This is a genomic window from Paraburkholderia sp. SG-MS1, assembly GCF_012275575.1.
GTDB lineage: Bacteria > Pseudomonadota > Gammaproteobacteria > Burkholderiales > Burkholderiaceae > Paraburkholderia.
In genome coordinates this window covers 134,235-158,447 of record NZ_NPIH01000274.1, presented here as the reverse complement: position 1 = coordinate 158,447, position 24,213 = coordinate 134,235, and the positions used below count along the sequence as shown (strand labels likewise).

The 24,213-nt window shown below is 62.5% G+C and carries 21 protein-coding genes; 12 read left to right on the top strand and 9 right to left on the bottom strand.

What is annotated here, in order from left to right; genetic code table 11:
- The first annotated feature begins 199 nt into the window (after nucleotides 1–199).
- Entirely contained in the window at nucleotides 200–1,273 is a 1,074-nt protein-coding gene (locus CIC12_RS28305) for a purine-nucleoside phosphorylase (protein ID WP_168669240.1), read from the top strand.
- Nucleotides 1,274–1,536: 263 nt separating this feature from the next.
- Here the strand turns inward: CIC12_RS28305 and CIC12_RS28300 are convergent, their stop codons facing one another.
- Complete coding sequence (locus CIC12_RS28300; protein WP_168669123.1) at nucleotides 1,537–1,848, bottom strand: DUF4148 domain-containing protein; 312 nt, start codon at nucleotides 1,846–1,848, stop codon at nucleotides 1,537–1,539.
- Nucleotides 1,849–2,058: 210 nt separating this feature from the next.
- Nucleotides 2,059–3,063 (bottom strand): LysR family transcriptional regulator, encoded by a 1,005-nt coding sequence (locus CIC12_RS28295; RefSeq protein WP_121323379.1) that lies wholly within the window; start codon nucleotides 3,061–3,063, stop codon nucleotides 2,059–2,061.
- Nucleotides 3,064–3,237: 174 nt separating this feature from the next.
- On the opposite strand from CIC12_RS28295, the gene CIC12_RS28290 reads away from it, so the two are divergent.
- The 10 genes from CIC12_RS28290 to CIC12_RS28245 all read left to right on the top strand — a co-directional run bounded on the left by CIC12_RS28290 (nucleotide 3,238) and on the right by CIC12_RS28245 (nucleotide 17,505).
- Nucleotides 3,238–4,092, top strand: coding sequence for an alpha/beta hydrolase (locus tag CIC12_RS28290; RefSeq protein ID WP_168669121.1), 855 nt, complete (start codon nucleotides 3,238–3,240; stop codon nucleotides 4,090–4,092).
- 34 nt (nucleotides 4,093–4,126) lie between these two features.
- The gene (locus CIC12_RS28285) at nucleotides 4,127–5,347 is read left to right on the top strand and encodes an efflux RND transporter periplasmic adaptor subunit (RefSeq protein WP_168669119.1); all 1,221 of its coding nucleotides are present in this window, start codon (nucleotides 4,127–4,129) and stop codon (nucleotides 5,345–5,347) included.
- Nucleotides 5,348–5,403: 56 nt separating this feature from the next.
- Nucleotides 5,404–8,589 carry an efflux RND transporter permease subunit gene (locus CIC12_RS28280; RefSeq protein WP_168669117.1) on the top strand — a complete coding sequence of 1,062 codons (3,186 nt, stop codon included), beginning with the start codon at nucleotides 5,404–5,406 and terminating at the stop codon, nucleotides 8,587–8,589.
- Between the two features lie 13 nt (nucleotides 8,590–8,602).
- On the top strand, nucleotides 8,603–10,234 hold the full coding sequence (locus CIC12_RS28275; protein ID WP_168669115.1) for an efflux transporter outer membrane subunit: 1,632 nt from the start codon (nucleotides 8,603–8,605) through the stop codon (nucleotides 10,232–10,234).
- Nucleotides 10,235–10,596: 362 nt separating this feature from the next.
- Nucleotides 10,597–11,451, top strand: a complete 855-nt coding sequence (locus tag CIC12_RS28270) for a MetQ/NlpA family ABC transporter substrate-binding protein (RefSeq protein WP_168669113.1) — start codon at nucleotides 10,597–10,599, stop codon at nucleotides 11,449–11,451.
- A 42-nt stretch (nucleotides 11,452–11,493) separates the two neighbouring features.
- On the top strand, nucleotides 11,494–12,900 hold the full coding sequence (locus CIC12_RS28265) for an LLM class flavin-dependent oxidoreductase (protein ID WP_168669111.1): 1,407 nt from the start codon (nucleotides 11,494–11,496) through the stop codon (nucleotides 12,898–12,900).
- A gap of 13 nt (nucleotides 12,901–12,913) precedes the next feature.
- Complete coding sequence (locus CIC12_RS28260) at nucleotides 12,914–14,074, top strand: methionine ABC transporter ATP-binding protein (protein WP_168669109.1); 1,161 nt, start codon at nucleotides 12,914–12,916, stop codon at nucleotides 14,072–14,074.
- Nucleotides 14,067–14,723 carry a methionine ABC transporter permease gene (locus tag CIC12_RS28255; RefSeq protein WP_168669107.1) on the top strand — a complete coding sequence of 219 codons (657 nt, stop codon included), beginning with the start codon at nucleotides 14,067–14,069 and terminating at the stop codon, nucleotides 14,721–14,723. The genes CIC12_RS28260 and CIC12_RS28255 overlap by 8 nt, the downstream gene beginning before the upstream one ends.
- A 189-nt stretch (nucleotides 14,724–14,912) precedes the next feature.
- On the top strand, nucleotides 14,913–16,115 hold the full coding sequence (locus CIC12_RS28250; RefSeq protein WP_168669105.1) for an acyl-CoA dehydrogenase family protein: 1,203 nt from the start codon (nucleotides 14,913–14,915) through the stop codon (nucleotides 16,113–16,115).
- A 61-nt stretch (nucleotides 16,116–16,176) separates the two neighbouring features.
- Nucleotides 16,177–17,505 carry an Nramp family divalent metal transporter gene (locus CIC12_RS28245; protein WP_168669103.1) on the top strand — a complete coding sequence of 443 codons (1,329 nt, stop codon included), beginning with the start codon at nucleotides 16,177–16,179 and terminating at the stop codon, nucleotides 17,503–17,505.
- A 129-nt stretch (nucleotides 17,506–17,634) separates the two neighbouring features.
- Here the strand turns inward: CIC12_RS28245 and flhC are convergent, their stop codons facing one another.
- From flhC to CIC12_RS28210, 7 genes are all read right to left on the bottom strand, one after another.
- The gene (flhC, locus tag CIC12_RS28240; RefSeq protein WP_168669101.1) at nucleotides 17,635–18,204 is read right to left on the bottom strand and encodes a flagellar transcriptional regulator FlhC; all 570 of its coding nucleotides are present in this window, start codon (nucleotides 18,202–18,204) and stop codon (nucleotides 17,635–17,637) included.
- Nucleotides 18,205–18,218: 14 nt separating this feature from the next.
- Nucleotides 18,219–18,539 carry a flagellar transcriptional regulator FlhD gene (flhD, locus tag CIC12_RS28235; RefSeq protein ID WP_042324711.1) on the bottom strand — a complete coding sequence of 107 codons (321 nt, stop codon included), beginning with the start codon at nucleotides 18,537–18,539 and terminating at the stop codon, nucleotides 18,219–18,221.
- Between the two features lie 537 nt (nucleotides 18,540–19,076).
- Entirely contained in the window at nucleotides 19,077–20,300 is a 1,224-nt protein-coding gene (locus CIC12_RS28230; RefSeq protein ID WP_168669099.1) for a YeeE/YedE family protein, read from the bottom strand.
- 315 nt (nucleotides 20,301–20,615) lie between these two features.
- The gene (locus tag CIC12_RS28225; RefSeq protein ID WP_168669097.1) at nucleotides 20,616–21,152 is read right to left on the bottom strand and encodes a GNAT family N-acetyltransferase; all 537 of its coding nucleotides are present in this window, start codon (nucleotides 21,150–21,152) and stop codon (nucleotides 20,616–20,618) included.
- Between the two features lie 104 nt (nucleotides 21,153–21,256).
- Entirely contained in the window at nucleotides 21,257–22,117 is an 861-nt protein-coding gene (locus CIC12_RS28220; protein WP_238812923.1) for a helix-turn-helix domain-containing protein, read from the bottom strand.
- 401 nt (nucleotides 22,118–22,518) lie between these two features.
- The gene (locus CIC12_RS28215) at nucleotides 22,519–22,821 is read right to left on the bottom strand and encodes an addiction module antidote protein (RefSeq protein WP_168669095.1); all 303 of its coding nucleotides are present in this window, start codon (nucleotides 22,819–22,821) and stop codon (nucleotides 22,519–22,521) included.
- On the bottom strand, nucleotides 22,818–23,210 hold the full coding sequence (locus CIC12_RS28210; RefSeq protein WP_342030579.1) for a type II toxin-antitoxin system RelE/ParE family toxin: 393 nt from the start codon (nucleotides 23,208–23,210) through the stop codon (nucleotides 22,818–22,820). Before CIC12_RS28210 ends, CIC12_RS28215 begins: the two co-directional genes overlap by 4 nt.
- 293 nt (nucleotides 23,211–23,503) lie before the next feature.
- Between CIC12_RS28210 and CIC12_RS28205 the strand changes: the two genes are divergently transcribed.
- Nucleotides 23,504–23,872, top strand: a complete 369-nt coding sequence (locus CIC12_RS28205) for a nuclear transport factor 2 family protein (protein ID WP_168669093.1) — start codon at nucleotides 23,504–23,506, stop codon at nucleotides 23,870–23,872.
- Nucleotides 23,873–24,213: the final 341 nt, after the last annotated feature.

Sequence of the window (24,213 nt, the reverse complement as noted above, 5' to 3'; positions counted from 1 at the left end):
ACTGCGGATTCCGATTATAGGGAAATGGCGTGCACAACGTCGCGAGCCCATGCACCATGCCATGCCCGCTGTTTACATTTGCCGTACAGCATGCCGCTCATCACGGAGTGGCAAATAATTTCGTCGCGCCTATACTTCTTTCGGCTTGAAAGCAGCACTCTCTCCCAACCTGCATCACAAGCAAAAAAGGAAGAACATGATGCTGACTCGCTCACTCGGCGCGTTCTGCGCGGTTGCTCTTGCGGCTTGCGCCGCCTTTTCGTCCGGACCGGCTAGCGCGGACGACAACGACGGTTTCTCTCACGACAATGGCGGCTCGCATGGCGAACACGTCAAGGTGATGATCATTTCGATGTTCGGCCCCGAAGGCCAGGTGTGGCTCGATCGGCTCGGCCCATGGCGCGACATCGCGGTAGATGGATTGTCACCCGATTACCCGGCGGTTCATTGCAACAAGCAGGATATCTGCGTGATGACTACCGGCATGGGGCACACCAACGCGGCGGCGTCGATCATGGCGCTGACCTTCTCGCCGCGTTTCGATTTGCGCCGCACGTACTTCATGGTCGCCGGCATTGCCGGGATCGATCCGCAACAGGGCACGGTGGGCTCGGCCGCGTGGGCGAAGTATCTGGTCGACTTCGGCATTCAGTGGGAGATCGACGGCCGCGAGATTCCGCCTGGCTGGAACACGGGCTATTTGGGAATCAACACGACGAGTCCTTCGGATAAGCCGCCACTCGACTATCGCACCGAAGTATTCCAGTTGAACACCCAACTCGCCGATACGGCATTCGCGTTGTCGCACACCGTCGTGTTATCCGATAACGCGCAGGCTCAAGCCGCTCGCGCGAAATATTCCTATGCGCCGGCCAATCGCCCGCCGTCGGTCATTCAATGCGATACGCTGGCTGGCGACACCTGGTGGTCCGGCACGCAGCTCGGCCAGCGCGCGCGTGACTGGACCAAGATCCTGACCGATGGCAAAGGCGTCTATTGCACGACGCAGCAGGAGGACAATGCCACCTACGAAGCGCTCAAGCGTGCGGCCTCGGTGCATAAGGTCGATCTGAATCGCGTCGCGGTATTGCGCGCGGGTTCGGATTTCGACCGCCCCTACGATGGCCAGACGAGCGCGGACAACCTGCTCAACTATGCGGCGCAAGGCGGCTTCACGATCGCCATCGAGAACCTGTTCCGCTCAGGCAATCCATTGGTGCAGGACATCGTCACGCATTGGGGCGAGTGGCGCGAGGGCGTGCCGAAACGATAACGGCGGATCACTTCGACAGAGCTGAATAGCAATGTGCCCGCCGAGCACTGCCGCGGGCACACGCACAACGCTTACCGCACAATTCAAACGACCAGTCACGCTCAATGTCGTGGCGCGCGATATGGCGTCCACACTGGCGTGTCGGTGTCCCAGTTGTCCAGTTCGGATGGTGTCATGATGTGCTCCTTTTTGAAGAGTGCAGGAATGACGCCGCAATGACGGCTTCTTTTGGAATCCGGATCATTGCGGTGCCTTTGTCTGTCTTACTGACCCCTGGCGACGCGTGTCACGTCGCCGCTCGCGCCTTCCTGCCGTGCGATACGTGCAGCCTGTGTCTGTCCGATCAAGCCTTTGTTCGGATAACTGGTGCGACTTAGCGCCGGTAGCGAACCGTCACGATAAGCGGCCACCAGTTCCGCTTTCACTTCTGCGCGCGTTTTCGCGCTCGTGCTCGGCGTAGGTTGCGTTTCATAAGTGCCTGCGCGCCCGATGCCACCACCGCTGTTGCTTTGTGCGAACACGGATGTGCTTGCAAGCAGAGAAAGAGCGAGACCTGCGAGAAGATTGCGTTTCATGATGCACTCCTGATTCGTTTGCAGCACGACGAGTGCTGCGGCAGGGTGAAATGTAGACGCTGGGCGAGTGCGGATAAATCGCACTTTCGCGAAATGAATTGTCGCGATTTCGGAACAATCGAATTAAAGCCTTGATGAATAAAAAAACCGCGGCATTAGAGCCGCGGTTGAAATTCATTGTTCCAGATTCCGTACTTTGATTTCAGCGCATCACGCGACCCATTCGGTAATCACAGGCGTATCGAGCATCGGCGCGGACTCGCGTTCTTCGAAAGTGCGCTTCGTGCAGGTTGCGTCGAGACTGCCGCGTCCGCTCAGCAATGGGCAACGGTCGAACAGCTCCGCGATCCAGTCTACGAAAACACGGACTTTAGGCGACAGATGACGACTGTGCGGATAGACTGCGGAAATCGGCATCGGCAAAGGCTTCAGCTCCGGCAACACTTCCACCAGCTGACCCGAGCGCAGATGCGGCAGCACCATAAAAAGCGCCGGCTGAATCAGGCCGAAACCTTCGAGTCCGCACGTCACGTAGGCGTCGGCGTCGTTCACCGACACGATGCTTTTCATCTTCACTTCGACTTCTTTGCCCTCAACCATGAAGGCCCAATCGATCGTGCGCCCCGTGCGGCTCGAAAAGTAATTGACTGCTTTGTGATTCTCCAGGTCTTCGAGCGAAGACGGCATGCCTGCACGCGCGATGTAGTCGGGGGCCGCGCAGGTCACGCCCTCGAACAGACCGATGCGCCGCGCCACTAACGAGGAATCCTGTAGCGCGCCCACGCGCACCACGCAATCCACGCCTTCCTGCAACAGATCGACCGGCCGGTCCGACAGGCCCAGTTGCAAGTCGATGTCCGGATAGCGCGTGTGGAATTCACATAGCGAGGGAATCACCAGCAGGCGCCCGATCGAGCCCGGCATGTCGATGCGCAGCTTGCCGTGCGGCTTTTTATTGCCGCTCTGAAAACTGGCTTCGGTCTCTTCGACGTCCGCGAGGATACGCACGCAGCGTTCGTAGTACGCCGCGCCGTCCGGCGTGAGCGACAGACGCCGCGTGGTCCGATGCATCAGGCGCGTGCCGAGGAACGCTTCGAGGTTCTGAATAATCGTGGTGACGGATGCGCGCGGCAGGTCGAGCGTTTCCGCTGCGCGGGTAAAGCTGTTGGTGTCGACGACTCGCGTGAACACTTGCATGGCCTGAAGCCGGTCCATTGCAAACCTCCAGAAGGGGCGGGCGCACCGGGCGGAAACCGAATCCGCAGAGCAATCGCATTCGATTGTTCAGGGGCGCCGAATTGTGTTGCCGGATTATAGGCATTTATTTACGACTCTGCTGAACCCACAATTCGCACCATTGAAAGTTCTATGCGCATTGCGCAGCCTGACATGGATGCATTTAAATCGCCGTACTCTTTTGCGCCCGCCGCCAACGGTCCGGTAGCCGCAGACAGCACGGCACTCGACATCATCGACGTACAGATCGAGGGGCACGCACAGGACATCACACTGCGTTTGTACCGGCAGGCGAAGAAAACCGCATTGCCGGTGCTGCTTTATTTCCACGGCGGCGGCTTTACGAAGGGCTCGATCGAGCAGGCCGATTTCGCCGCGCGTTATTTCGCAGAACACTTACCGGCGCTGGTCGTGTCGGTGGGTTATTCGCTCGCGCCGCAGTTTCCGTTTCCGGCCGCGCCAGAAGACGCGCACCGCGCGGCGCTGTGGGTGCAGACGCGGGCACGGGCGTTCGGCGGCAATAGCAGAAAGGTCGGCGTAGCGGGGCACGACGCGGGTGGGCAGTTGGCCAACTGCCTCGCGTTCATCGCGCGTGATCGGGGCGACGTGCAGATTGCGGCGCAAGCGCTGTTCGGGCCGATGCTCGATCCGAGCCTCACGCGCCTGGGCGATGAACAGCGTTTGGGTTCCGACATCACCGCAAAAGAGTGCGCGGCGTGTTATCGCGCCTATTTGCCGCAAGCGTCGCAGCGTATGCACCCGTATGCGGCGCCGCTCGAATCGGCGCGGCTCGCGGGGCTGCCGGCCACACTGATCGCGACCGCGCAGAACGATGTGCTGCACGTGGAAGCGGAGAAGTACGCAAGCAGTCTGATCGACGCGGGTGTGCTGACCCAGGTGGTCCGCTATCCGAGCGTATCGCACGCCGCGCTGGCCGATCATCCGCCCGCCTTGCAGGAAGCGGTGCGCTTTTTTCAGTGGCGCTTCGATGCGCGCGCCCATCGATAAACAGAATTTCAATCAACGATACCGGGAGCTTCACATGACTATCCTTCCTCTTTCTCGCCGCCGCGTGGCGATTGCCGCGCTAGTCGTCATCGCCGTCGCCGGGCTCGGCACGTTCGGCGCGATCCGCGTCGATGCGAGTTCGCCCGCCGCGCCGACCATCGTGCCGGAAGTCGATGTCGCCACCGTGGTGCAAAAAACGATCACCGACTGGCAGAGCTATTCGGGCCGTCTCGAAGCGGTCGAAAAAGTGGACGTCCGTTCGCAGGTGCCGGGCACGATCGTCTCGGTCAACTTCAAGGATGGCGCGCTCGTGAAGAAGGGCGACACGCTGTTTGTGATCGATCCGCGCCCGTATGCCGCCGAAGTGGATCGCGCCGAGGCGCAACTCGCGGCCGCGCAGGCGCGCACGGGCTACACGCAAAGCGACTGGGAGCGCGCGCAACGCCTGATCGCCGACAACGCGATCGCCAGGCGCGACTACGACGAGAAGCAGAACGCCGCGCGCGAGGCGAGCGCGAACCTGAAGGCCGCGCAAGCCGCGCTCGAAACCGCGCGCATCAACCTCGGCTATACGAAGATCGTGGCGCCGGTGGCGGGCCGTGTGTCGCGCGCGGAAATCACGGTAGGCAACGTGGTGTCGGCCGGTGCAGGTTCGGCGCCGCTGACCACGCTGGTGTCGGTGTCGCCGATCTACGCATCGTTCGACGCGGACGAACAAACTTATCTGCAATACCTGAGCCGCGCGAAAGACGGCAGCAAGGTGCCGGTAGAACTGGGACTCGCGGATGAAAGCGGCTACTCGCGCAGCGGCACGATCGAATCGGTTGACAACCGGCTCGACACGTCGTCGGGCACGATCCGGGTGCGTGCGCGTTTCGATAACCAGGATGGTGCATTGATTCCCGGTCTGTATGCACGGGTGAAAGTGGGCGGTAGCGAGCCGCATCCGGCACTGCTGATCGACGATGCCGCGGTCGGCACCGATCAGGACAAGAAGTTCGTGCTGGTGGTCGATCAGGGCAATCACGTCGTGTACCGCGAGGTGTCGGTGGGCGGCATGCAGGGCAACCTGCGCGTCGTCAAGGACGGGCTGAAGCCGACCGACCGCATCGTCGTCAACGGTATTCAGCGCATACGTCCGGGCGACTCCGTGCGCGCGCACATGGTGCCGATGACGACCGACCAGGACCCGAACAGCGCGCCGCTCGCGCAAACGCAACCCAAAGCGAGCGCCAAAGCGGACAAGAATTCGTGAGCCCCGTGCGCCGCGGCACGCTAGCGCGGCGCATGCTCCAACGTTAAGAGCTTCCCATGAACATATCCAAATTCTTCATTGATCGCCCGATCTTTGCCGGGGTGCTATCGGTACTGATCCTGCTCGGGGGCATCATTTCGCTCTTCAAGCTGCCCATTTCGGAGTATCCGGAAGTGGTGCCGCCGTCGGTGGTGGTGCACGCGCAGTATCCGGGCGCGAATCCGAAGGTGATCGCCGAGGCGGTGGCGTCGCCGCTCGAAGAGCAGATCAACGGCGTCGAGAACATGCTGTACATGCAGTCGCAGGCGAATAGCGACGGCAATCTGACGCTCACGGTGACCTTCAAACTCGGCACCAATCCGGACCTCGCGACGCAACTGGTGCAGAACCGCGTCAACCAGGCGTTGCCGCGCCTGCCGGAAGACGTACAACGGCTTGGCGTGACGACCATCAAGAGTTCGCCGACGCTGACGATGGTGGTCCACCTGATCTCGCCGAACAATCGCTACGACATGACGTATCTGCGCAATTACGCGCTGCTGAACGTCAAGGATCGGCTCGCGCGGATTCAGGGCGTGGGCGAAGTGCAGTTGTGGGGTTCGGGCGACTACGCGATGCGCGTGTGGCTCGATCCGCAGAAAGTCGCGCAACGTGGGTTGACGGCGACCGAAGTGGTCAACGCGATTCGTGAGCAGAACATTCAGGTGGCGGCCGGTGTGATCGGCGCATCGCCTTCGGTGCCCGGCACGCAATTGCAGTTGTCGGTGAATGCGCGTGGCCGCTTGAAGACCGAAGGCGAATTCGGCGACATCATCGTGAAGACCGCGCCGGATGGCGGCGTGACGTATCTGCGCGATATCGCGCGTGTCGAACTCGCGGCGTCGGAATACGGTCTGCGTTCGCTGCTCGACAACAAGCCGGCGGTGGCGCTCGCCATCAATCAGGCGCCGGGTGCGAACTCGCTCGCGATTTCCGAACAGGTTCGCGCCGCGATGAAAGAACTCGCCGAAGACATGCCTGCGGGCGTCGAATACCGGATCGTCTACGACCCGACGCAGTTCGTGCGCTCGAGTATAGAGGCAGTCGTGCATACGTTGCTCGAAGCGATCGCGCTGGTGGTGATCGTGGTGATCGTGTTCCTGCAGACATGGCGCGCCTCGATCATTCCGTTGATCGCGGTGCCGGTGTCGATCGTCGGGACGTTCTCGCTGCTGCTCGCCTTCGGCTTCTCGATCAATGCGTTGTCATTGTTCGGCATGGTGCTCGCCATCGGGATCGTGGTGGACGATGCGATCGTGGTGGTGGAGAACGTCGAGCGAAACATCGAGAACGGGCTGAGTGCGCGTGATGCGACATATAAGGCGATGCGCGAGGTGAGCGGGCCGATCATCGCGATTGCGTTGACGCTCGTCGCGGTGTTCGTGCCGCTCGCGTTCATGACGGGTCTCACGGGCCAGTTCTACAAGCAGTTCGCGATGACCATCGCAATCTCGACGGTGATCTCGGCGTTCAATTCGCTGACCCTGTCGCCGGCCTTGTCCGCGCTGCTCTTGCGCAGCCATGGCGAGAAGGAAGACTTCCTGACGCGGGCGATGAACCGCGTGCTGGGTGGCTTCTTCAAGCGTTTCAACAAGGTCTTTCACCGTGGCTCGGAAGCGTATGGCCGAGGCGTGAAAGGCGTGCTTCGCCGCAAGGGTGCGATGCTCGCGGTGTATGCGATTCTGCTGGGCGCCACGGTTCTTATCTCGCGTGTCGTGCCGGGCGGCTTCGTGCCGGCGCAGGACAAGGAGTATCTGATCGCCTTCGCGCAGTTGCCGAACGGTGCGTCGCTCGATCGTACGGAGAAGGTGATTCGCGATATGAGCGCGGTCGCGCTGAAGCAGCCAGGCGTGGAAAGCGCGGTGGCGTTCCCCGGTTTGTCGGTGAATGGTTTCACCAATAGTTCGAGCGCGGGCATCGTGTTCGTGACGCTCAAGCCGTTCAAGGAGCGTGGCGACAAGAAACTCTCCGCCGGTGCGATTGCCGGTGCGCTGAACCAGCAGTACGCGGCGATCAAGGATTCGTTCGTTGCGGTGTTTCCGCCACCGCCGGTGCTCGGTCTCGGCACGCTTGGCGGCTTCAAGATGCAACTGGAGGATCACGGCGCGCTCGGTTACGCGGAGTTGAACAAGGCGGCGGAAGCGTTCGTGAAGCGTGCGGCGCAAACGCCTGAACTCGGCCCGACCTTCTCGAGCTATCAGATCAACGTGCCGCAACTGAACGTCGACCTCGATCGCGTGAAGGCCAAGCAACTCGGCGTGCCGGTCACAGACGTGTTCAACACGATGCAGATCTATCTGGGCTCGCTGTACGTGAACGACTTCAACCGCTTCGGCCGCGTGTATCAGGTGCGGGTGCAGGCGGACGCGCCGTTCCGTCAACGCGCCGACGACATCCTGCAGTTGAAGACGCGCAATGGAGCTGGCGACATGGTGCCGTTGTCGTCGCTGGTGACGGTGACGCCGACCTATGGTCCGGAAATGGTGGTGCGTTACAACGGCTACACCGCGGCCGACATCAACGGCGGACCCGCGCCCGGCTTTTCGTCGGGGCAGGCGCAAGCAGCGGCCGAGCGCGTGGCGGCCGAAGTGTTGCCGCACGGCGTGAAGCTCGAATGGACCGACCTGACGTATCAGCAGATTCTTGCCGGCAATGCGGGGATGTGGGTGTTCCCGATCAGCGTGCTGCTCGTGTTCCTCGTGCTCGCGGCGCTGTATGAAAGTTTGACGTTGCCGCTCGCGGTGATCCTGATCGTGCCGATGAGCGTGCTGTCGGCGCTGGCCGGTGTATGGCTCACGGGCGGGGACAACAACATCTTCACGCAGATCGGTTTGATGGTGCTGGTGGGGTTGTCGGCGAAGAACGCGATTCTGATCGTCGAGTTTGCTCGCGAACTCGAACATGACGGACACACGCCGTTGTCGGCGGCGATCGAGGCGAGCCGCCTGCGTCTGCGGCCGATTCTGATGACGTCGATCGCGTTCATCATGGGTGTGGTGCCGCTCGTGCTGTCGAGCGGGGCCGGTTCGGAGATGCGTCACGCGATGGGTATCGCAGTGTTCTTCGGCATGCTCGGCGTCACGCTGTTCGGTCTGATGCTGACCCCTGTGTTCTATGTGGTGCTGCGGACGTTGGCAGGCGGGACGATTCACGTCGCGCAGAAGGACTCGCCGCACTATGGCGCGCCGGTGACGGACGCGTGAGGAGAAAACAATAATGAAACGCTTTGAATCTGGACCGCACTCGCGCTTTGATACGTTGGGCGGTTGGGGCCGGGCGGCGATCAGCGGTTTGCTGGTTGCGCTGCTCGCCGCCTGTTCGGTGGAGCCGACGTATAAGCGCCCCGACGTGGATACGCCGGTCGCGTTCAAGGAAGCGCCCGCTGCGGCATCGGCGACTTCCGCTGCTTCCGCGCCAGACGTCGGCACATGGAAGCAGGCCCAGCCCGCCGACGACGCGCATCGCGGCGAATGGTGGACGATTTTCGGCGACCCGCAATTAAATGCGCTCGAAGAGCAGGCGGCTGCCGCGAATCAGGATCTGAAGGCAGCGGCGGCGCGCGTCCAGCAGGCGCGCGCGGTGACGCGGGCGGCGAAGTCGGACTGGTTCCCGAAGCTCGACGCGGGCTTTGGTCCGACGCGTGAGCGTGCGTCGGCGGCCTCGCAATTCCAGCCGGATAGCGCGGGCGGCACGACGGGCACGATCTGGCGCGCGCAGGTGGGCGCATCGTACGAGGCGGATCTGTTCGGACGGGTCGGCTCGAACGTGAATGCGTCGCGTGCGGACGAGCAGCAAAGCGAAGCGCTGTTCCGTTCGGTGCAACTGTCGTTGCAGGCCGATGTCGCGCAGAACTACTTCCAGTTGCGCGAGCTCGACAAGGATCAGGAGCTGTACCGCCGTACCGTCGCGTTGCGTGAGGACACGCTGAAGCTGGTCGAACGCCGTTTCAAGGAAGGCGATATCGGCGAGCTGGATGTTTCGCGCTCCCGCAACGAACTCGCGAGCGCGCGTGCCGATGCGGTCGGTGTCGCGCGTCAGCGTGCGGCGTCCGAGCACAGCCTCGCGATTCTGCTCGGCAAGCCGCCAGCGGACTTTTCGTTCGCGGAAGCGCCGCTCGCACCGGTGACGGTGCGCGTGCCGGCCGGCTTGCCTTCGGCGTTGCTGGAACGGCGGCCCGACATTTCGGCGGCGGAACGGGCGATGCAGGCGGCGAATGCGCGCGTGGGCCTGGCGAAATCCGCGTTCTTCCCGAAGCTCGATATCACCGGCGCGGCGGGCTTTGAATCGGCTACGCTCGGCGATCTGTTCATGTGGTCGAGCCGCGCATTTATTCTCGGTCCGCTGGCGGGTACCGCATTGACGCTGCCGCTGTTCGACGGTGGCCGTCGCAAGGCGAATCTCGCGCAAGCGCGCTCGAAGTATGACGAGGACGTCGCGCAGTATCGTCAGCAGGTACTGGTGGCGTTCCGTGAGGTCGAGGACAACCTTGCCGATCTGCGTCTGCTCGACGACCAGATGCGTGAGCAGAACGACGCGGTGCAGGCCTCGCAACGGGCGGCGCATTTGTCGCGCACACAGTACACGGAGGGCGCGGTCAGTTATCTGGATGTGATCGACGGCGAGCGGCAGGTGCTGATTTCGCAGTTGCAGGCGAGCCATTTGTCGGGCACGCAGGCGGTGGCGACGGTGAATCTGATTCGCGCGCTGGGCGGTGGTTGGGGGCAGGTGAGCGCGCAGGACACAGCGGTGGGGGCGGTTGCGCCGGCTGCGGGTTCTGATGCGGCGTCGCCTGTGGCTTCACCTTCGGCCTCGGTCTCGGCCTTGCCGGAGCAAGTGGCGAAGCGCTAACCGATTGACTCTTCAGCACCGCAGCGTAGAAAACGCCGGGTCGCGCAACAGCGCGCTCCGGCGTTTTTTCATCCAAATCGTTTTTATCGATTTCCTTTCGAAAATCCGTTCGTAGACCACCCGATTGCCGCCCTCTATGATGATTCGCACCTCATCAGGAGAGAGGCGGTGACCTGTCCGACCCTCCGCTGTCCGCGCTGATCGATCCGCGCGTTGAACGCCGCCACGCGGCGGTCAAACCCGTACGTTGCAGCTTTGCGCCGCCCGATGTTTGTCGGCGCTGCAGGAGCGGGCCTCTACGCAAGCCGTTGGATCGGCCCGCCCCGAGATAACACCACGCCCCCTCAATTTGTGAGTTCATCATGCGTATTCCCCTGTCTGCCGTACGGCGTTTTGTCCGCGTTTCCTACACATCGATTCTCGCGCTGAGCGGCGCATTCATTTTCGCTTGCGCGCTGACGCTGCCGGCCTCGCTAGCGTTTGCCGCCGATGCGCCCACACTCAAAATCGGCACTTCCACGAGTCCCCAAATCGAGGCCCTCAAGATTGCCGTGCGCGAGGCGAAGGAGCAGGGGCTCGACGTGAAGCTCATCGAGTTCACCGACTGGAACACGCCGAACGCGGCGCTCGCGAACAAGGACATCGACGTCAACTACTTCCAGCACATTCCGTTTCTCGAGAACGCGAAAAAGCAGGGTGGCTATAACTTTGTCGCGATCGCGCCAGGCACGATCATGAAGATCGGTCTGTATTCGAAGAAGATCAAACGGTTCGACGAATTGAAGGACGGCGCGACGGTGGCGATCGCCAACGATCCCGTGAACGGTGGGCGCGGTTTGTTGCTGCTGCAACGCGCCGGCCTCATCAAGCTGAAGCCGGGTATCGACTATCGCGCGACGACGCTCGATATCGTCGAGAATCCGAAGCATCTGAAAATCGTCCAGCTCGAAGCGTCGCAACTCGCGCGTTCGCTCGACGACGTCGATCTCGCGCAAGGCTACCCGAGCTTCATCAAGCTCGCGGGCACCACCGATCCGAATAGCGCATTGCTGTTCGACGGCCTCGAAAACAGGAACTACGCGATCCAGTGGGTCGTGCGTCCGGAAAGCGCGAATGATCCGCGCATCCGCAAGTTCATCTCGATCTACCAGCATTCGCCGGCCGTGCGCGCCGCGCTCGATAAAGCGTTCGGCAATCTCTATGCAGTCGCGTGGTAAGCGTTGCGCGCAGTGGTAGCTGAAAACGACAGGAGCCGTACGATGGCGAAGAAGAAGATTCTGCTGAACGCGTTCAATATGAATGCCGTCGGGCATATCAATCATGGTTTGTGGACGCACCCGCGCGATCGGTCGGCGCATTACACCGACCTCGACTACTGGACGAGCCTCGCGCAAACGCTTGAGCGCGGCAAATTCGACGGGATCTTTCTCGCGGATATCGTCGGCGTGTACGACGTTTATCAGGGCGGACCCGACACGCCGTTGCGCGAGTCGGTGCAGATTCCGATCAACGATCCGTCGCTGATCGTGCCGGCGATGGCGCACGTGACGAAACATATTGGCTTCGGCGTCACGTCGAATCTCACGTACGAGCCGCCGTATCTGTTCGCGCGGCGCATGTCGACGCTCGATCATCTGACCAGGGGGCGTGTGGGCTGGAACATCGTCACCGGGTATCTGGATAGCGCCGCGCGCGGCATGGGCCTCGCGCAGCAGATCAGTCACGACGACCGTTACGACCGCGCCGACGACTACATGGACGTGGTCTACAAGCTCTGGGAGCAGAGCTGGGAAGACGATGCGGTGGTGCGCGACCGCGCGGCGCGCATCTTCTCGCATCCGGACAAGGTACACCGTGTGAAGCACGACGGCCCGTACTATTCGATCGACGCGATTCACCTCAGTGAGCCGTCGCCGCAGCGTACGCCGGTGCTGTACCAGGCAGGGTCGTCGAGCCGGGGCGTGGAATTCGCGGCACGTCACGCCGAATGCGTGTTCGTCAGCGGACAGAACAAACAGTTGACGCGTTCGATTGTCGACGACATCCGCTCGCGCGCGGTGAGTGTCGGACGCGCGCCAGACGACATCAAGATATTTGCGGGCATTACCGTTGTAGTCGGCGAAACAGAACGCGCGGCGCAGGAGAAATTTGCGGAGTACCGGCGTTATGCGAGTGCCGAAGGCGGCATCGCACATTTCTCGAGTTCGACCGGTATCGACTTCTCGCAATACGAACTGGACGAGCCGATCTCCTATGTGAAGACCGAGTCGATGCAATCGGCTATTGAAGCGATTTCGAAAAAGAGCGTGACTGGCGTGTGGACCAAGCGCAAGGTGCTCGAACAGATGACGCTCGGAGGCCGCGCGAAGCCGGTGGTCGGCTCGCCCCAGCAGATCGCGGACGAACTGGTGTCATGGATCGACGAAGCCGGCGTCGATGGTTTTAATCTGACGCGCACGGTGATGCCCGAATCGTTCGAAGACTTCGTGAATCTGGTGGTGCCGGAGTTGCAGAATCGCGGCGTGTACAAGGAGGATTACGATCCCGCGCCGACGCTGCGCGAGAAGCTCTTCGGCGGCGGCCGTGCGCGGCTGCCCGCGGTGCATGCCGGTGCGCAGCACAGGCGGCGCGCGCAAGCCTCTGTGACAGCCACCGTGGAAGCGTGAGAGGAGCGAAGCAATGGCGAATCTTTTCGACGTGGCGCAATTCATTGAAAACACGCCGTCCCTCGCAATGACGCCGGAGCCGAACGCGGCGGCGACGCAGGCCGCCGTGGTATTCGACGACGTGGGCAAAGTGTTCGCCGGCGCGCGCGGCGAACCGACCGCGGCGCTCGCGAACGTCTCGTTGAATGTGACGCGCGGCGAGGTGTTCGGCATGATTGGCCGCAGTGGCGCAGGTAAGTCGACGCTGCTGCGGCTCGTCAACGGTCTGGAAAAACCGAGCTCCGGCGCGGTGCGCGTGAACGGCGTGAGCGTCGGCGAACTCGACGAGCGCGGCCTGGTGACTTTGCGCCGGCGCATCGGCATGGTGTTTCAGCACTTCAATCTGCTCTCCGCAAAGACGGTGCGGGGAAACATCGCGTTGCCGCTGAAAATCGCCGGCGTGCCGAAAGCGGTGATCGACAAAAAGGTCGATGCGCTCCTCGAACTGGTCGGTTTGTCCGCCAAACGTGACGCTTATCCGACGAGCCTGTCCGGCGGTCAGAAGCAGCGGGTCGGCATTGCCCGTGCGCTGGTCACCGATCCTGAGATCCTGCTCTGCGACGAAGCCACGTCCGCACTCGACCCCGAAACCACTCAGGCCATTCTCGCGTTGCTGCGCGACATCAATCGGCGGCTGAATCTGACTATCGTTCTGATCACGCATGAGATGGAAGTGATTCGCGAAGTGTGCGATACCGTCGCGGTGATCGAGCGTGGAGAGGTCGTCGAACACGGTCCGGTATGGCGAATATTCGGCGATCCGCAGCATGACGCGACGCGTGCATTACTCCGTACACTGGTGCACGACTTGCCCGCGGACCTGGCCGAGCGGGTCAAGCCCGTGCGCAATCTCGCGCGGGAGGATGCGCGGATTCTGCTGGACGTGCGCTTCACCGGCGCCGACACACAGGAGCCGGATCTTGGAGCACTTGCAGCGGCATTGAGTGTCGAAGGCGGGCAAGTGAACTTCGTGCACGGCGGCATCGACCGGATTCAGGGCCATGCGCAAGGGCGTCTGGTGGTGTCGGCGCAAGTGCGGGCCGACCCGGAGAAACCCGCGCAAGCACAGATCGCGGCGCTGCTCGAACGGGCGCGCCGCCACGCCAACCATGTCGAGGTGCTCGGCTATGTCTGATCTCTGGCTCTCCGAACTCGCCGATGCGATTCGCGACACCATCGTCATGGTTGGCGTGTCCGCGTTCATCGCCGCGCTGGTAGGCATTCCGCTCGCGCTGGTGCTGGTCGGCACGACGCGCGGCGGCATCTGCGAAAAACGCGCGGTCAATAGTGTGCTTGGTGCGCTCGTCAACGCGTTCCGCTCCACACCGTTCATCATTCTGCTGGTGGCGCTGTTGCCGCTCACACGTGCGCTGATCGGCACGACGATCGGCGTTTGGGCGGCGATCGTGCCGCTCAGCATCGCGGCGATTCCGTTCTTTGCCCGCGTCGCAGAAGTGAGTCTGCGTGATGTGGACCGTGGGTTGATCGAAGCCGCGCAGGCGATGGGCGCGCAACGCCGGCACATCGTCTGGCACGTGCTGCTGCCCGAGGCATTGCCGGGCATTCTCGGCGGCTTCACGATTACCGTCGTGGCGATGATCGGCTCTTCGGCGATGGCGGGCGCGGTCGGCGCGGGTGGCCTCGGCGATCTCGCGATCCGTTACGGCTATCAGCGCTTCGACACGACCGTGATGGTCACGGTGATCGTGTTGCTGATCGTGATCGTGACAGCGGTGCAGTTCGTCGGCGATCGTTTCGTGCGGCGGCTCGCGCAACGAACGTAGTGGTCGTACTCCATAATTTATTGGGCGCATAGGCGCGTTCATGCCGGCTATTGCGCGCCGGCGTCTGCGCCTATGATGCTGGCTGGAGCAGCAGGCGCCGCGCGATCCCTCCTGTGCCCGCGGGGCGAATTCGAAGTGCGCGAGACGCGACTGTTGCCGCTTACCCAACTTTTTTCACGTGGACATTGCATGAACGAACCTCGTCATGCCGACGCGTTGCAAACGCGTCAGGCATCCGCCGCGCCCGTGGTGCGCGATCTCGCCGGTCTGCTCGACGCGCTGCGTGCGAGCGCGGCGCAGCGCGATCGCGAAGGCGGTCACGCCGCGCAGGAAAAACAATGGATTGCCGACGCGGGTCTGCTGACGCTCGCAGTGCCGTGTGAATTCGGCGGCCGCGGCGCGCGCTGGCCCGACATCTACGAGACGATCCGCCAGATCGCGCGGGTCGACAGTGCGCTCGCGCATCTGCTGGGCTTTACCTGCTTGCAGGTGGTGAGCGTCAACGTATGGGGCAACGCGGAACAACGCGCCCGCTATCTGAACGGCACCGTCGAACATCGCTGGTGGTGGGGCAATGCGGTGAATCCTCTCGACACGCGGCTAGTTGCAACGGCCACTGGCGACGGCGGCTATCGACTCGACGGACAGAAAGGTTTCTGCTCCGGCACGCGGGGCTCGCAGGTGATGACGGTTTCCGCGCACGATCCGGCCACCGGCAAGCCGGTGTTCGCCGTCGTGCCGACCGGGCGTGAGGGCATCACCGTCCACGAAGACTGGAATCCGATCGGCCAGCGGCAGACCGACAGCGGCAGCGTGTCGTTCGCGCAGGTGCGAGTCGAGCCGCAAGAAGTGCTCGAGCGCGCCGACACGCCGTACGCGAGTTTGCGCACGCTGATTTCGCAGCAGGTGTTGACCAATCTGTTCGTGGGCATCGCACAGGGCGCGCTCGACGAAGCCCGCGCGTACGTCACCCAGCACGGCAGGCCGTGGATCAACTCCGGCGTCGACAAAGCCACCGACGATCCTTATCTGATCCAGCGCTTCGGCGAGATGCGCCTGCAGGCGGTGAGCGCCGAGGCGCTGGCCGCGCGCGCCGCTGACGCACTCGACGAGGCCTGGCGGCAAGGCCCGTCGTTGTCCGCCGAAACACGTGCGCAAGTCGCGCTTGCCACGTCGGAGGCGAAGATCGTCGCGCATCGCGCCGCGCTCGACGTCAGCGAAAAGCTGTTTGACGCCTGTGGCGCGCGCGCGACGCATGCGCCGCTTGCGCTCGACCGTTTCTGGCGCAACGCCCGCGTGCATACATTGCACGATCCGATCGACTATCGCGTGCGCGACGTTGGCCGCTATGCACTGAGCGGGACATTGCCAGAGGTTTCTTTGTACACTTGAGGCGGTTCGCGGCGGCCTCTCACAAGGCGCCGCGGTTGATTCCCTTCAAGAGATCCCCGGCTTGCTGTTCAAACTACCGACCACCGCTACGGCGCCGTTTTGCCCATCCGAGGTGCAAGGCTCGGTTGCCGTCTCGCAAGGCGCGCCCTTCTGGAAGAAAATCCTGCAATTCGCAGGCCCCGGTTTGCTGGTTTCGATCGGCTATATGGACCCGGGCAACTGGGCCACCGCGATCGAAGCCGGCTCGCGTTATGGCTACAGTCTGCTGTTCGTCGTGCTTCTGTCGAGCCTCGCGGCGATGGCGCTGCAATGTCTGAGCATGCGTTTAGGCATCGCCACCGGGCGCGACCTCGCGCAATTGTCCGCCGCGCGTTATTCGCCCAGAGTCGTGCGGGTGCAGTGGCTGCTCGCGGAACTGTCGATCGTGGCCTGCGATCTCGCCGAAGTGCTCGGCGGCGCCCTCGCGTTCCATTTGCTCTTCAACTGCTCGCTGACTACCGGCGTGCTGCTGACCGCGTTCGATACGCTGATCGTGCTCGGCCTGAAGGGCAAGAACTTCCGCGATCTCGAAGCGATCATGCTCGGCCTGATCGCAACGATCGGCGTCGGCTACATCATCGAACTCGCGCTGGTGCAGCCGCATTGGCCGTCGGTTGCGCAAGGGCTGATTCCGTCGTGGCAGGCGCTCAATTCGCGCGAGCCGATGTATCTGGCGATCGGCATTCTCGGCGCGACGGTGATGCCGCACAACCTCTATCTGCATTCGTCGATCGTGCAGACGCGTGCGGTGAAGCGCGATTCGGCCGGCATCCGTTCGGCAATCAGCATGTCGCGAATCGACACCATCGCGTCGCTGCTGCTCGCGTTGCTGATCAATATGGCGATCCTGATTCTTGCCGCCGCGGCGTTTCATGCAACCGGCCACACCCAGGTGACGCAGATCGAAGATGCTTACCGGCTGCTCGCGCCGATCGTCGGCACCGGTTTCGCGGCGGTGCTGTTCGCCATTACGCTGCTCGCGTCTGGGCAAAGCTCCACGTTCACCGGCACGGTGGCGGGGCAGGTCATCATGGAAGGCTTCCTGAAGCTGAAGATTCCGTGCTGGCAGCGGCGCTTCATCACCCGTGCGCTGGCATTGATTCCTGCGTTGATTGGCGTGCAGATGCTGGGCAACGGCGCGGTCGGCCAATTGCTCGTTGCAAGCCAGGTCGTGCTGAGCCTGCAATTGCCGTTCGCGCTCTATCCGCTGATTCGCATGACCAACGACCGCGCGTTGATGGGCGAGTTCGCCAACCGGCTGCCGACCCGGCTTCTCGCGTGGTTGCTGTTCGGCGCGATCAGTGCGGCGAACCTTTGGCTTGTCGTGCAGACGGTGGGATTGGCTGGTTGATTCACCAGCGTGACAGGCGTCGATGGGCGGCCTGATGGGGGATGGCGAAAAAAATCCGCACAGTGTGCGGATTTTTTCAAGGCTTCGGTTCGAGTCGGGCCGGACCAGCCCTCGTCGAGTCACTTCGAGTCAGGCGGCTTGCGCGACCTGTGCCGCTTCGAGCGCTTCCTGGCGAGCGGCTGCGGCTTTCTTCGTCTTGCCGGCGCGCGACGGCGGCTGGCAGGCGCCGCACACCACGTTGTGCTGCAGATCGTGCTTGTGCGCGACGAACTTGCCCGTGCAACGGCAGCACCTGGTCAATTGCAGGATCTCGGCGTCGAAGAAACGCACCAGCGTCCATGCGCGCGTCAGGTCGAGCACAGGTTCGGTCTCGCTGTGCTGGCAATGTTCCAGATACAGCCGATACCCTTTGGTCAGCGCATCCAGATGTGAGCAACGTGCTTCGTTCTTCAGGAACAGGTATGTGTTGTAAAACAGCGACGCGTGAATGTTCGCGAGCCACGTCATATACCAGTCCGCCGAGAACGGCAGCATGCCCTTGGGCGGCGATACGCCCTTGACCTCGCGATACAGGCGGATCATGCGGTCGCGCGAGAGCGTCAATTCGCTTTCGAGGACTTGCATGCGGGCGCCGAGTTCGATCAGCGCGATCGCGCGGAATACTTCTTGTGCGTCTTCCGTCAGGCTACGCTTGAGCATCGCAGTCACCTCGATTATGCAAACTGCTCGGCGGGCTGGCCTGCAAGCAGGATCGCCGCGTGAGTCGGTGCAACTGCTGCGTGCTTTGTCGTTTGCGTCAACGCCGACAACATCGAGTGGTCGTTGAAGCGGAAGAAGCACAGAAGCTGATCGGAAGAAGCCAGCTTGACGATCTGCGCGAGCGAGAGCCCCGCCAGCAAATCGGCCAGTTCCGACGACAGCCCCAGGCGGAACATCCCGACTGGTTTGTCCTCGCGCAACATGCGTTGCGCAAGCATGATGTAAGACAAGTTAATCTCGCGGATTGAATCCAGCGTCTCGCTGCTACGGTCCATTTTCTCTGTTTCCGAAGCCCCGAATTACTATGTCGGCCTTGTTTTTTTGGCCGTTATGTCATTTATGCCTCGCCGGAAACGCAGACCTCCGGCTACTGTCACCACCTGATACAGATGGCGACTTTTTGATACATAGCGTTACATTTCGTAACGGCTTGGGACGAATTGTATGAAGGGTAAAACAGGAAATCAATCCCTTCTCAAAAAAATATCTCAAAAAGATACGCCAATTTTCGGTAATTCTTTCGCGCTGTTGTAACAGTTGATGCGCCGCAGATTTTTGACGACCTGAGATTCCCCTCTAAACGCGGAATATCTTTGTCAAACAAGGATTTAGACAGATTAGTCAAGGAGGGAGCCGAAAGCCGGGCAGCGCCGGCAATTCTGCTTGAATAAAAGCGCAGGGGAGAAGCGAGACCAAAAGGCGCGTAATAAATACCTAGCTTTGGTGCTGTTTAGGGGACACATCGAAGATGTAACTTGATGGTACGGCCCCGGTTACAAGCGGAGCCGTATTTGTAACGTTCTTTGTAACGTCTAGCAGCCGGTTCGACGAACCCTTTCCACTTCGAGACCGAACGCCGGCCGCAGCCGTGTGCCGAGGACGTTGCCCGCGAACGCGGCGACCAGCCAGAGCCAGCCGTGCAGGCTGCCTGACACGATGCCGCTGAAATATGCGCCGATGTTACAACCATAGGCCAGACGGGCGCCGTAGCCCAGCATCAGGCCGCCGACCACCGCCGCGAACAGCGAGCGCGCCGGTACTTTCCAGACCGGCGCGTAACGGCCGGCGAGCGCCGCAGCCGTCATCGCGCCAAGGACGATGCCGAAGTCCATTACCGACGTGACGTCATGTGTAACCGGGGCGGCCAGCGAGCCCGCATTCGCGTGAGTGGCCCAATACGGCCAGTTGGCCACCTCGATGCCGAATGCCGCGAAAATTTTTCCGCCCCACAGCGCGAACGCCGATGTCACGCCCCACGGACGACCCGACAGCGCAAGGGTGGCGAAGTTGAGCAGAACCAGCGCGATCGCGCCGACGAATAGCGGCCACGGGCCATGCAGCCACGGCGACGCGTGAGGTTGGTGGGTCGTTTCATTGACCAACCGGCCATGGCGGCGCCGCTCGACCAGCACGGTGAGCGACGCGATGGCCGCGAAAACGATCAGGTTCAGCACGATGGCCCAGCCTGCGCCGAACGTCGTCACCATCGAAAGCGGTTTGAGCGACGGCAGCGCGGTCCAGAACGGCATATGCGCGGTTGCGACGACCGAGCCGACGATGAACGCTGCCAGCGTGACGAGCATGCGGGTGCTGCCGCCGCCCACCGTATACAACGTGCCGGACGCGCAGCCGCCGCCCAACTGCATGCCGATGCCGAACATGAACGCGCCGACCACGACGGACGTGCCGGCCGGGGCGACGAGCCCGACCACCGCATGGCCGAACAGCGTGCCGGCGGCGAGCGCCGGGAAAAACAGCAGCACGCCGAGGGCGAGCATCAGCATCTGGGCGCGCAACCCGGCGCCGCGGCCATCGGCGATGAAGACCCGCCAGGCCGACGTGAAGCCGAACGCAGCGTGATAAAGCGACATCCCCAGCAGGGCACCGACAATGTAGAGCGCGGCCTGGCGGCCACTGACGGTTTGCGCCAGATAGATCGCGCCGAGCGCGATAAGAACGAGTGCCGCGCCAAGCGGTTTCGGATTGATATCGAAACGGCGCGGCACGCGTGGGAGCGGAGTGGAGAGGTCGGACATGGTGAGTTGACTGACAAACGGCTGATCAAAGGCCACCCGAGGGCGGCAGGGGAGACAATTCGAGGTGGGTGTGACGGGGAACAGGCAATTAAAAAAGATAGCATGGATCGCGCGGGGGATGGGCGGCTGGGTTGAGGCGCCCGGCGGATGGCGCGCTCAAATTCGCGCGTTGAACGCATAGGGGTCTGGGCGCTCGACTAACCTGACATCTCACGCGCGAACTCCGGCACTCAGATGCGACCCTGCACTGTCACCGCCGGGCGCGGCTCTCGACGGTGCACCGAAGCCGCCGTGCGCACCGCGCGTCCGCCTCCGTCACATAAACCGCATCATCAGATCGGTGTCGTAGAAAACGCCATCGACATTCAACCCCTCGACTTCGCGGCCGTATCGACGAAAGCCCACCGACTCATAGAGTTTGCGCGCCGCCTCGTTGCTGCTGTCGACCATCAGCTGAAGTTGCCGCAAACCGTCGACGCGTTCGGCTCGCGCCAGCACCTCGTTGAGCAACGCGCGTCCGACGCCACGGCCTGCGGCTTCCGGCGCGACATACATGCCGACGACCGCTGCCTTGTGCCGCTCCCTCTCGCGCGGATTGCGCGCCATCCCGACCACGCCGATCAGCGGTGTATCGGACGATAGAAAAGCGCCCAGCAGGAAGTCACCCTCGGCGGCGTGCAAGCCTTGCAAGCTCGCATCGTGCTGCGCCGCTCCCTTCGCCAGCGCTTCCTCGTAACTCTGGCCGAACAGTTCCGGATGCGCTTTCAGCCCGCGTAGACGAAGCTGGAAATAGGCGTCGCGGTCGGCGGGGCCGAGTTGGCGTACGAGTACGGCGGCGTCGTTCAAGGGCATCTCTTCGTACCTCTATACGGGGGACTGGCGCGACTATAGCCGGGAGCTGGAAGGCCCGGAGTGCGAGCCTGCTTTCCTATCTCGCGCAAGAGCTTGGCAAAGGTCTATCGTTCAGCTTCCGCGCGCTGGCTTTCGGCAAACTCGCGCAATGCCGCGGCGGTTTGCTGATCCGCGGGAAAGAACGCCTCGATCGCAAGTTCCGATAGTGTGACGTCCACCGGCGTACCGAACACGGTGGTCGTACTGAAAAACGACAGCATGCCGATCGGCGTGCGCAGCCGCAGCGGCACGGCGATCTGATTGACGGCGGTGTCGTCCTTGTCAGCCGCATCGGCGCCCGGCGGTGCGGGATATGCGGCCAGCTCGTCGCGTAGGGCGCTCAAAGACTCGTCGCCGCTTACGTCGATTTGCCGTTGCAGCCGTGCCAGCACGTGCTCCCGCCACGCGTGCCAGTTGGCGATGGACGCCGCGATGCCGTCCGGATGCAAGCTTAGTCGCAGCGCATTGACCGGCGGCTTCAGCAGTTCGGGAGCGGCGCCGGTCAGCAGCGGCGCGAGCGCGTTGTTTGCCGCGACGATAGTCCAGTGTCTGTCGACCGCGAGCGCAGGGTAGGGCTCGTGGCCTTTGAGTACCAGCTCGACAGCCTCGCGTGCGGCGGCCAGTTGCGGATCGGACAAGGGACGCTCGCGAAAGAGCGGCGCATAACCCGCCGCGACCAGAAGCGCATTGCGCGCCCGCAGCGGCACGTCGAGACGTTCGGCAAGATGCATGACCATTTCCCGGCTAGGTACCGCGCGGCCCGATTCGACGAAGCTCAGATGCCGGGTCGAGATCTCGGCTTCAGTGGCGAGCAGCAACTGGCTCATACGGCGCCGCTGCCGCCATTCGCGCAGCAGGTCGCCGACCGTACGGCCGGCCGCGCAGGCGTGCGAAGGAACCGTTTGCGCAAGAGAAAGTGTGTTCATGCCTTTGATGATAGCCAAAGCGTCCGGGCAATCCATTACCTGAGAGGTCATGCCGGAGCGTCGCGACTCACGTCCCACTCAAGGCTTCCGGAAGTCGGCTGGAATGGTATCTGGTTAGTTTAACTTCAACCTGTTCTGTATCGCGCGCGTGCACACGAAATCGATACGCCCGGTCGCGCTCAAGGCTTGCATGATCCTCGCGAAAGATAGAGGTGTCGAGACGCTGTCCGCCGTTCTGTTTTGCGCGCATGTTCGCGGACGCGGAGCCTGATCAGCTTGACCGTTGGCTTTTTTATTCGCCGCATGTGGGCCTTTGAGGCCACGCGGGTGTGTTCAGACCGGCAATGCCAAGGCCCGCGACAAATCCAGCGGGCCGCCCTGACGACAACAGCCCATGCGGATCAGGCGGCCGCCACGCGCTCGGGCACGGCGTTGAGTTTGACGCCGAGCGCGCGCAGCAGTTTGAACACCGTGTCCATACGCGGCTTGGAGCCCGGTGCGAGCGTTTTGTACAGGCTCTCGCGCCCGAGTCCGGCGTCAGCCGCGACCTTTGCGATGCCGCGCGCTTTGGCGATGTCGGCGATGGCGGCGAGAAGGAGGTCGGCGTCGCCTTCTTCGAGTGCTGCGTTGAGGTATTCAGCGATCATTTCCTCGCTGTCGAGGTAGTGCGATGCGTCGAACCGTGCCGTTTTGATCTTGCTCATGATCTTTCCTCTCTGATTGCTGTCCACATTGTTTTGGCATGCTTGATATCGGCCTGCTGCGTGGACTTGTTGCCACCGCAGAGCAGCAGATACACCATGCGCCCTTCACGCGCGTAGTAGACCCGGTAACCGGGACCGCAATCTATGCGCATCTCGAACACGCCTTCTTCCAGCAACCTCACGTCGCCGACATTCCCTCGCTCCGTACGCCGGACCCGCACGAGGATTTTCGCTCTTGCGCGTAGGTCCGCGAGCTCCGCCAGCCAGGTGTCGAGCACCTCGGTGCGGTTGACCGTGTACACAGGCGGTGTGCCGATCTGTTTGTGATTGTATCCCTGTGGATACGTAGATGCAAGTGTGAAAATCATATTGATGTAGCGGCTCGCCACCGCACCCCGTTCGTTGCTTCCGATGCCGCGCGCCCTCTGCGCGGCCCCCATTTACTACATAAGGTTAGCGGTCTGGGCGGTTCCTGACGATTCGGCCAGATGGCCAATCTGATGGACAAACGCATGCGCAAGGCACTCGCAAAATACTGGCGCTCGCCAGATGGCGCGCCCGAATCCTTACCTCCCACGTAATCGACGCCACGCCCGCGGGGCGCCAATCTTCACACCGAGCCCGCCGCATACGACGTGTCTGCCGAGCGTAGTGCTCAGTCATGCCAACAAGGAGTCTTGAGATGAATGCGCATACCGATCTGATCGACCGTTATTTCGACGTCTGGAACGAGACAGATGGCGCGCGCCGTCGCGAGTTGATCGCCGCGACATGGAGCGCCGATGCCGACTATCGCGATCCCCTGCTCGCCGGCGCGGGCCACGACGGCATCGACGCGATGATTCGCGCGGTGCATGAACGCTTCCCCCAGCACGTGTTTCGCCGCACGACCGACGTCGACGGCTTTGCGAACCGGCTACGCTTTTCGTGGGAACTGACCACACCCGCGGGCGACACGATCGTCAAGGGATCGGACTTCGGCGTGGTGGACGCGCATGGCCGTCTCCAGACAGTCACCGGTTTCCTGGACGAGGCGCCCGGCAGCGCCTGAGCCGCGCATTCTTCACGGAGACGATCATGGACGAGCCCTTCGCCCCAACGCCGGTTCAAACTGTCATCGCGTTGGCGCGCGTGTCCGCGGCCGTCGACGCGTGGTCTGGCGCCATCGCCGGCTTCGCGTTGCTGGCGGGCGCGCGCGCATTCATGTTCATCGCGTTGCTCGGCTGGCGCGAGCCGGTGCTGGGCGGCGCGGGGCTCGTGCTGCTTGCGTTGATTGGCTGGCTGCGCTGGCAGTGCGGCTGCGCAGCCAGCGCCGCTCCGGATGCCAGGCGCGGTGGCGGCCTGCCGCTGTGCCACGTCGACAGAACGGGCGGCGACGCTGTCGTAGCGGTC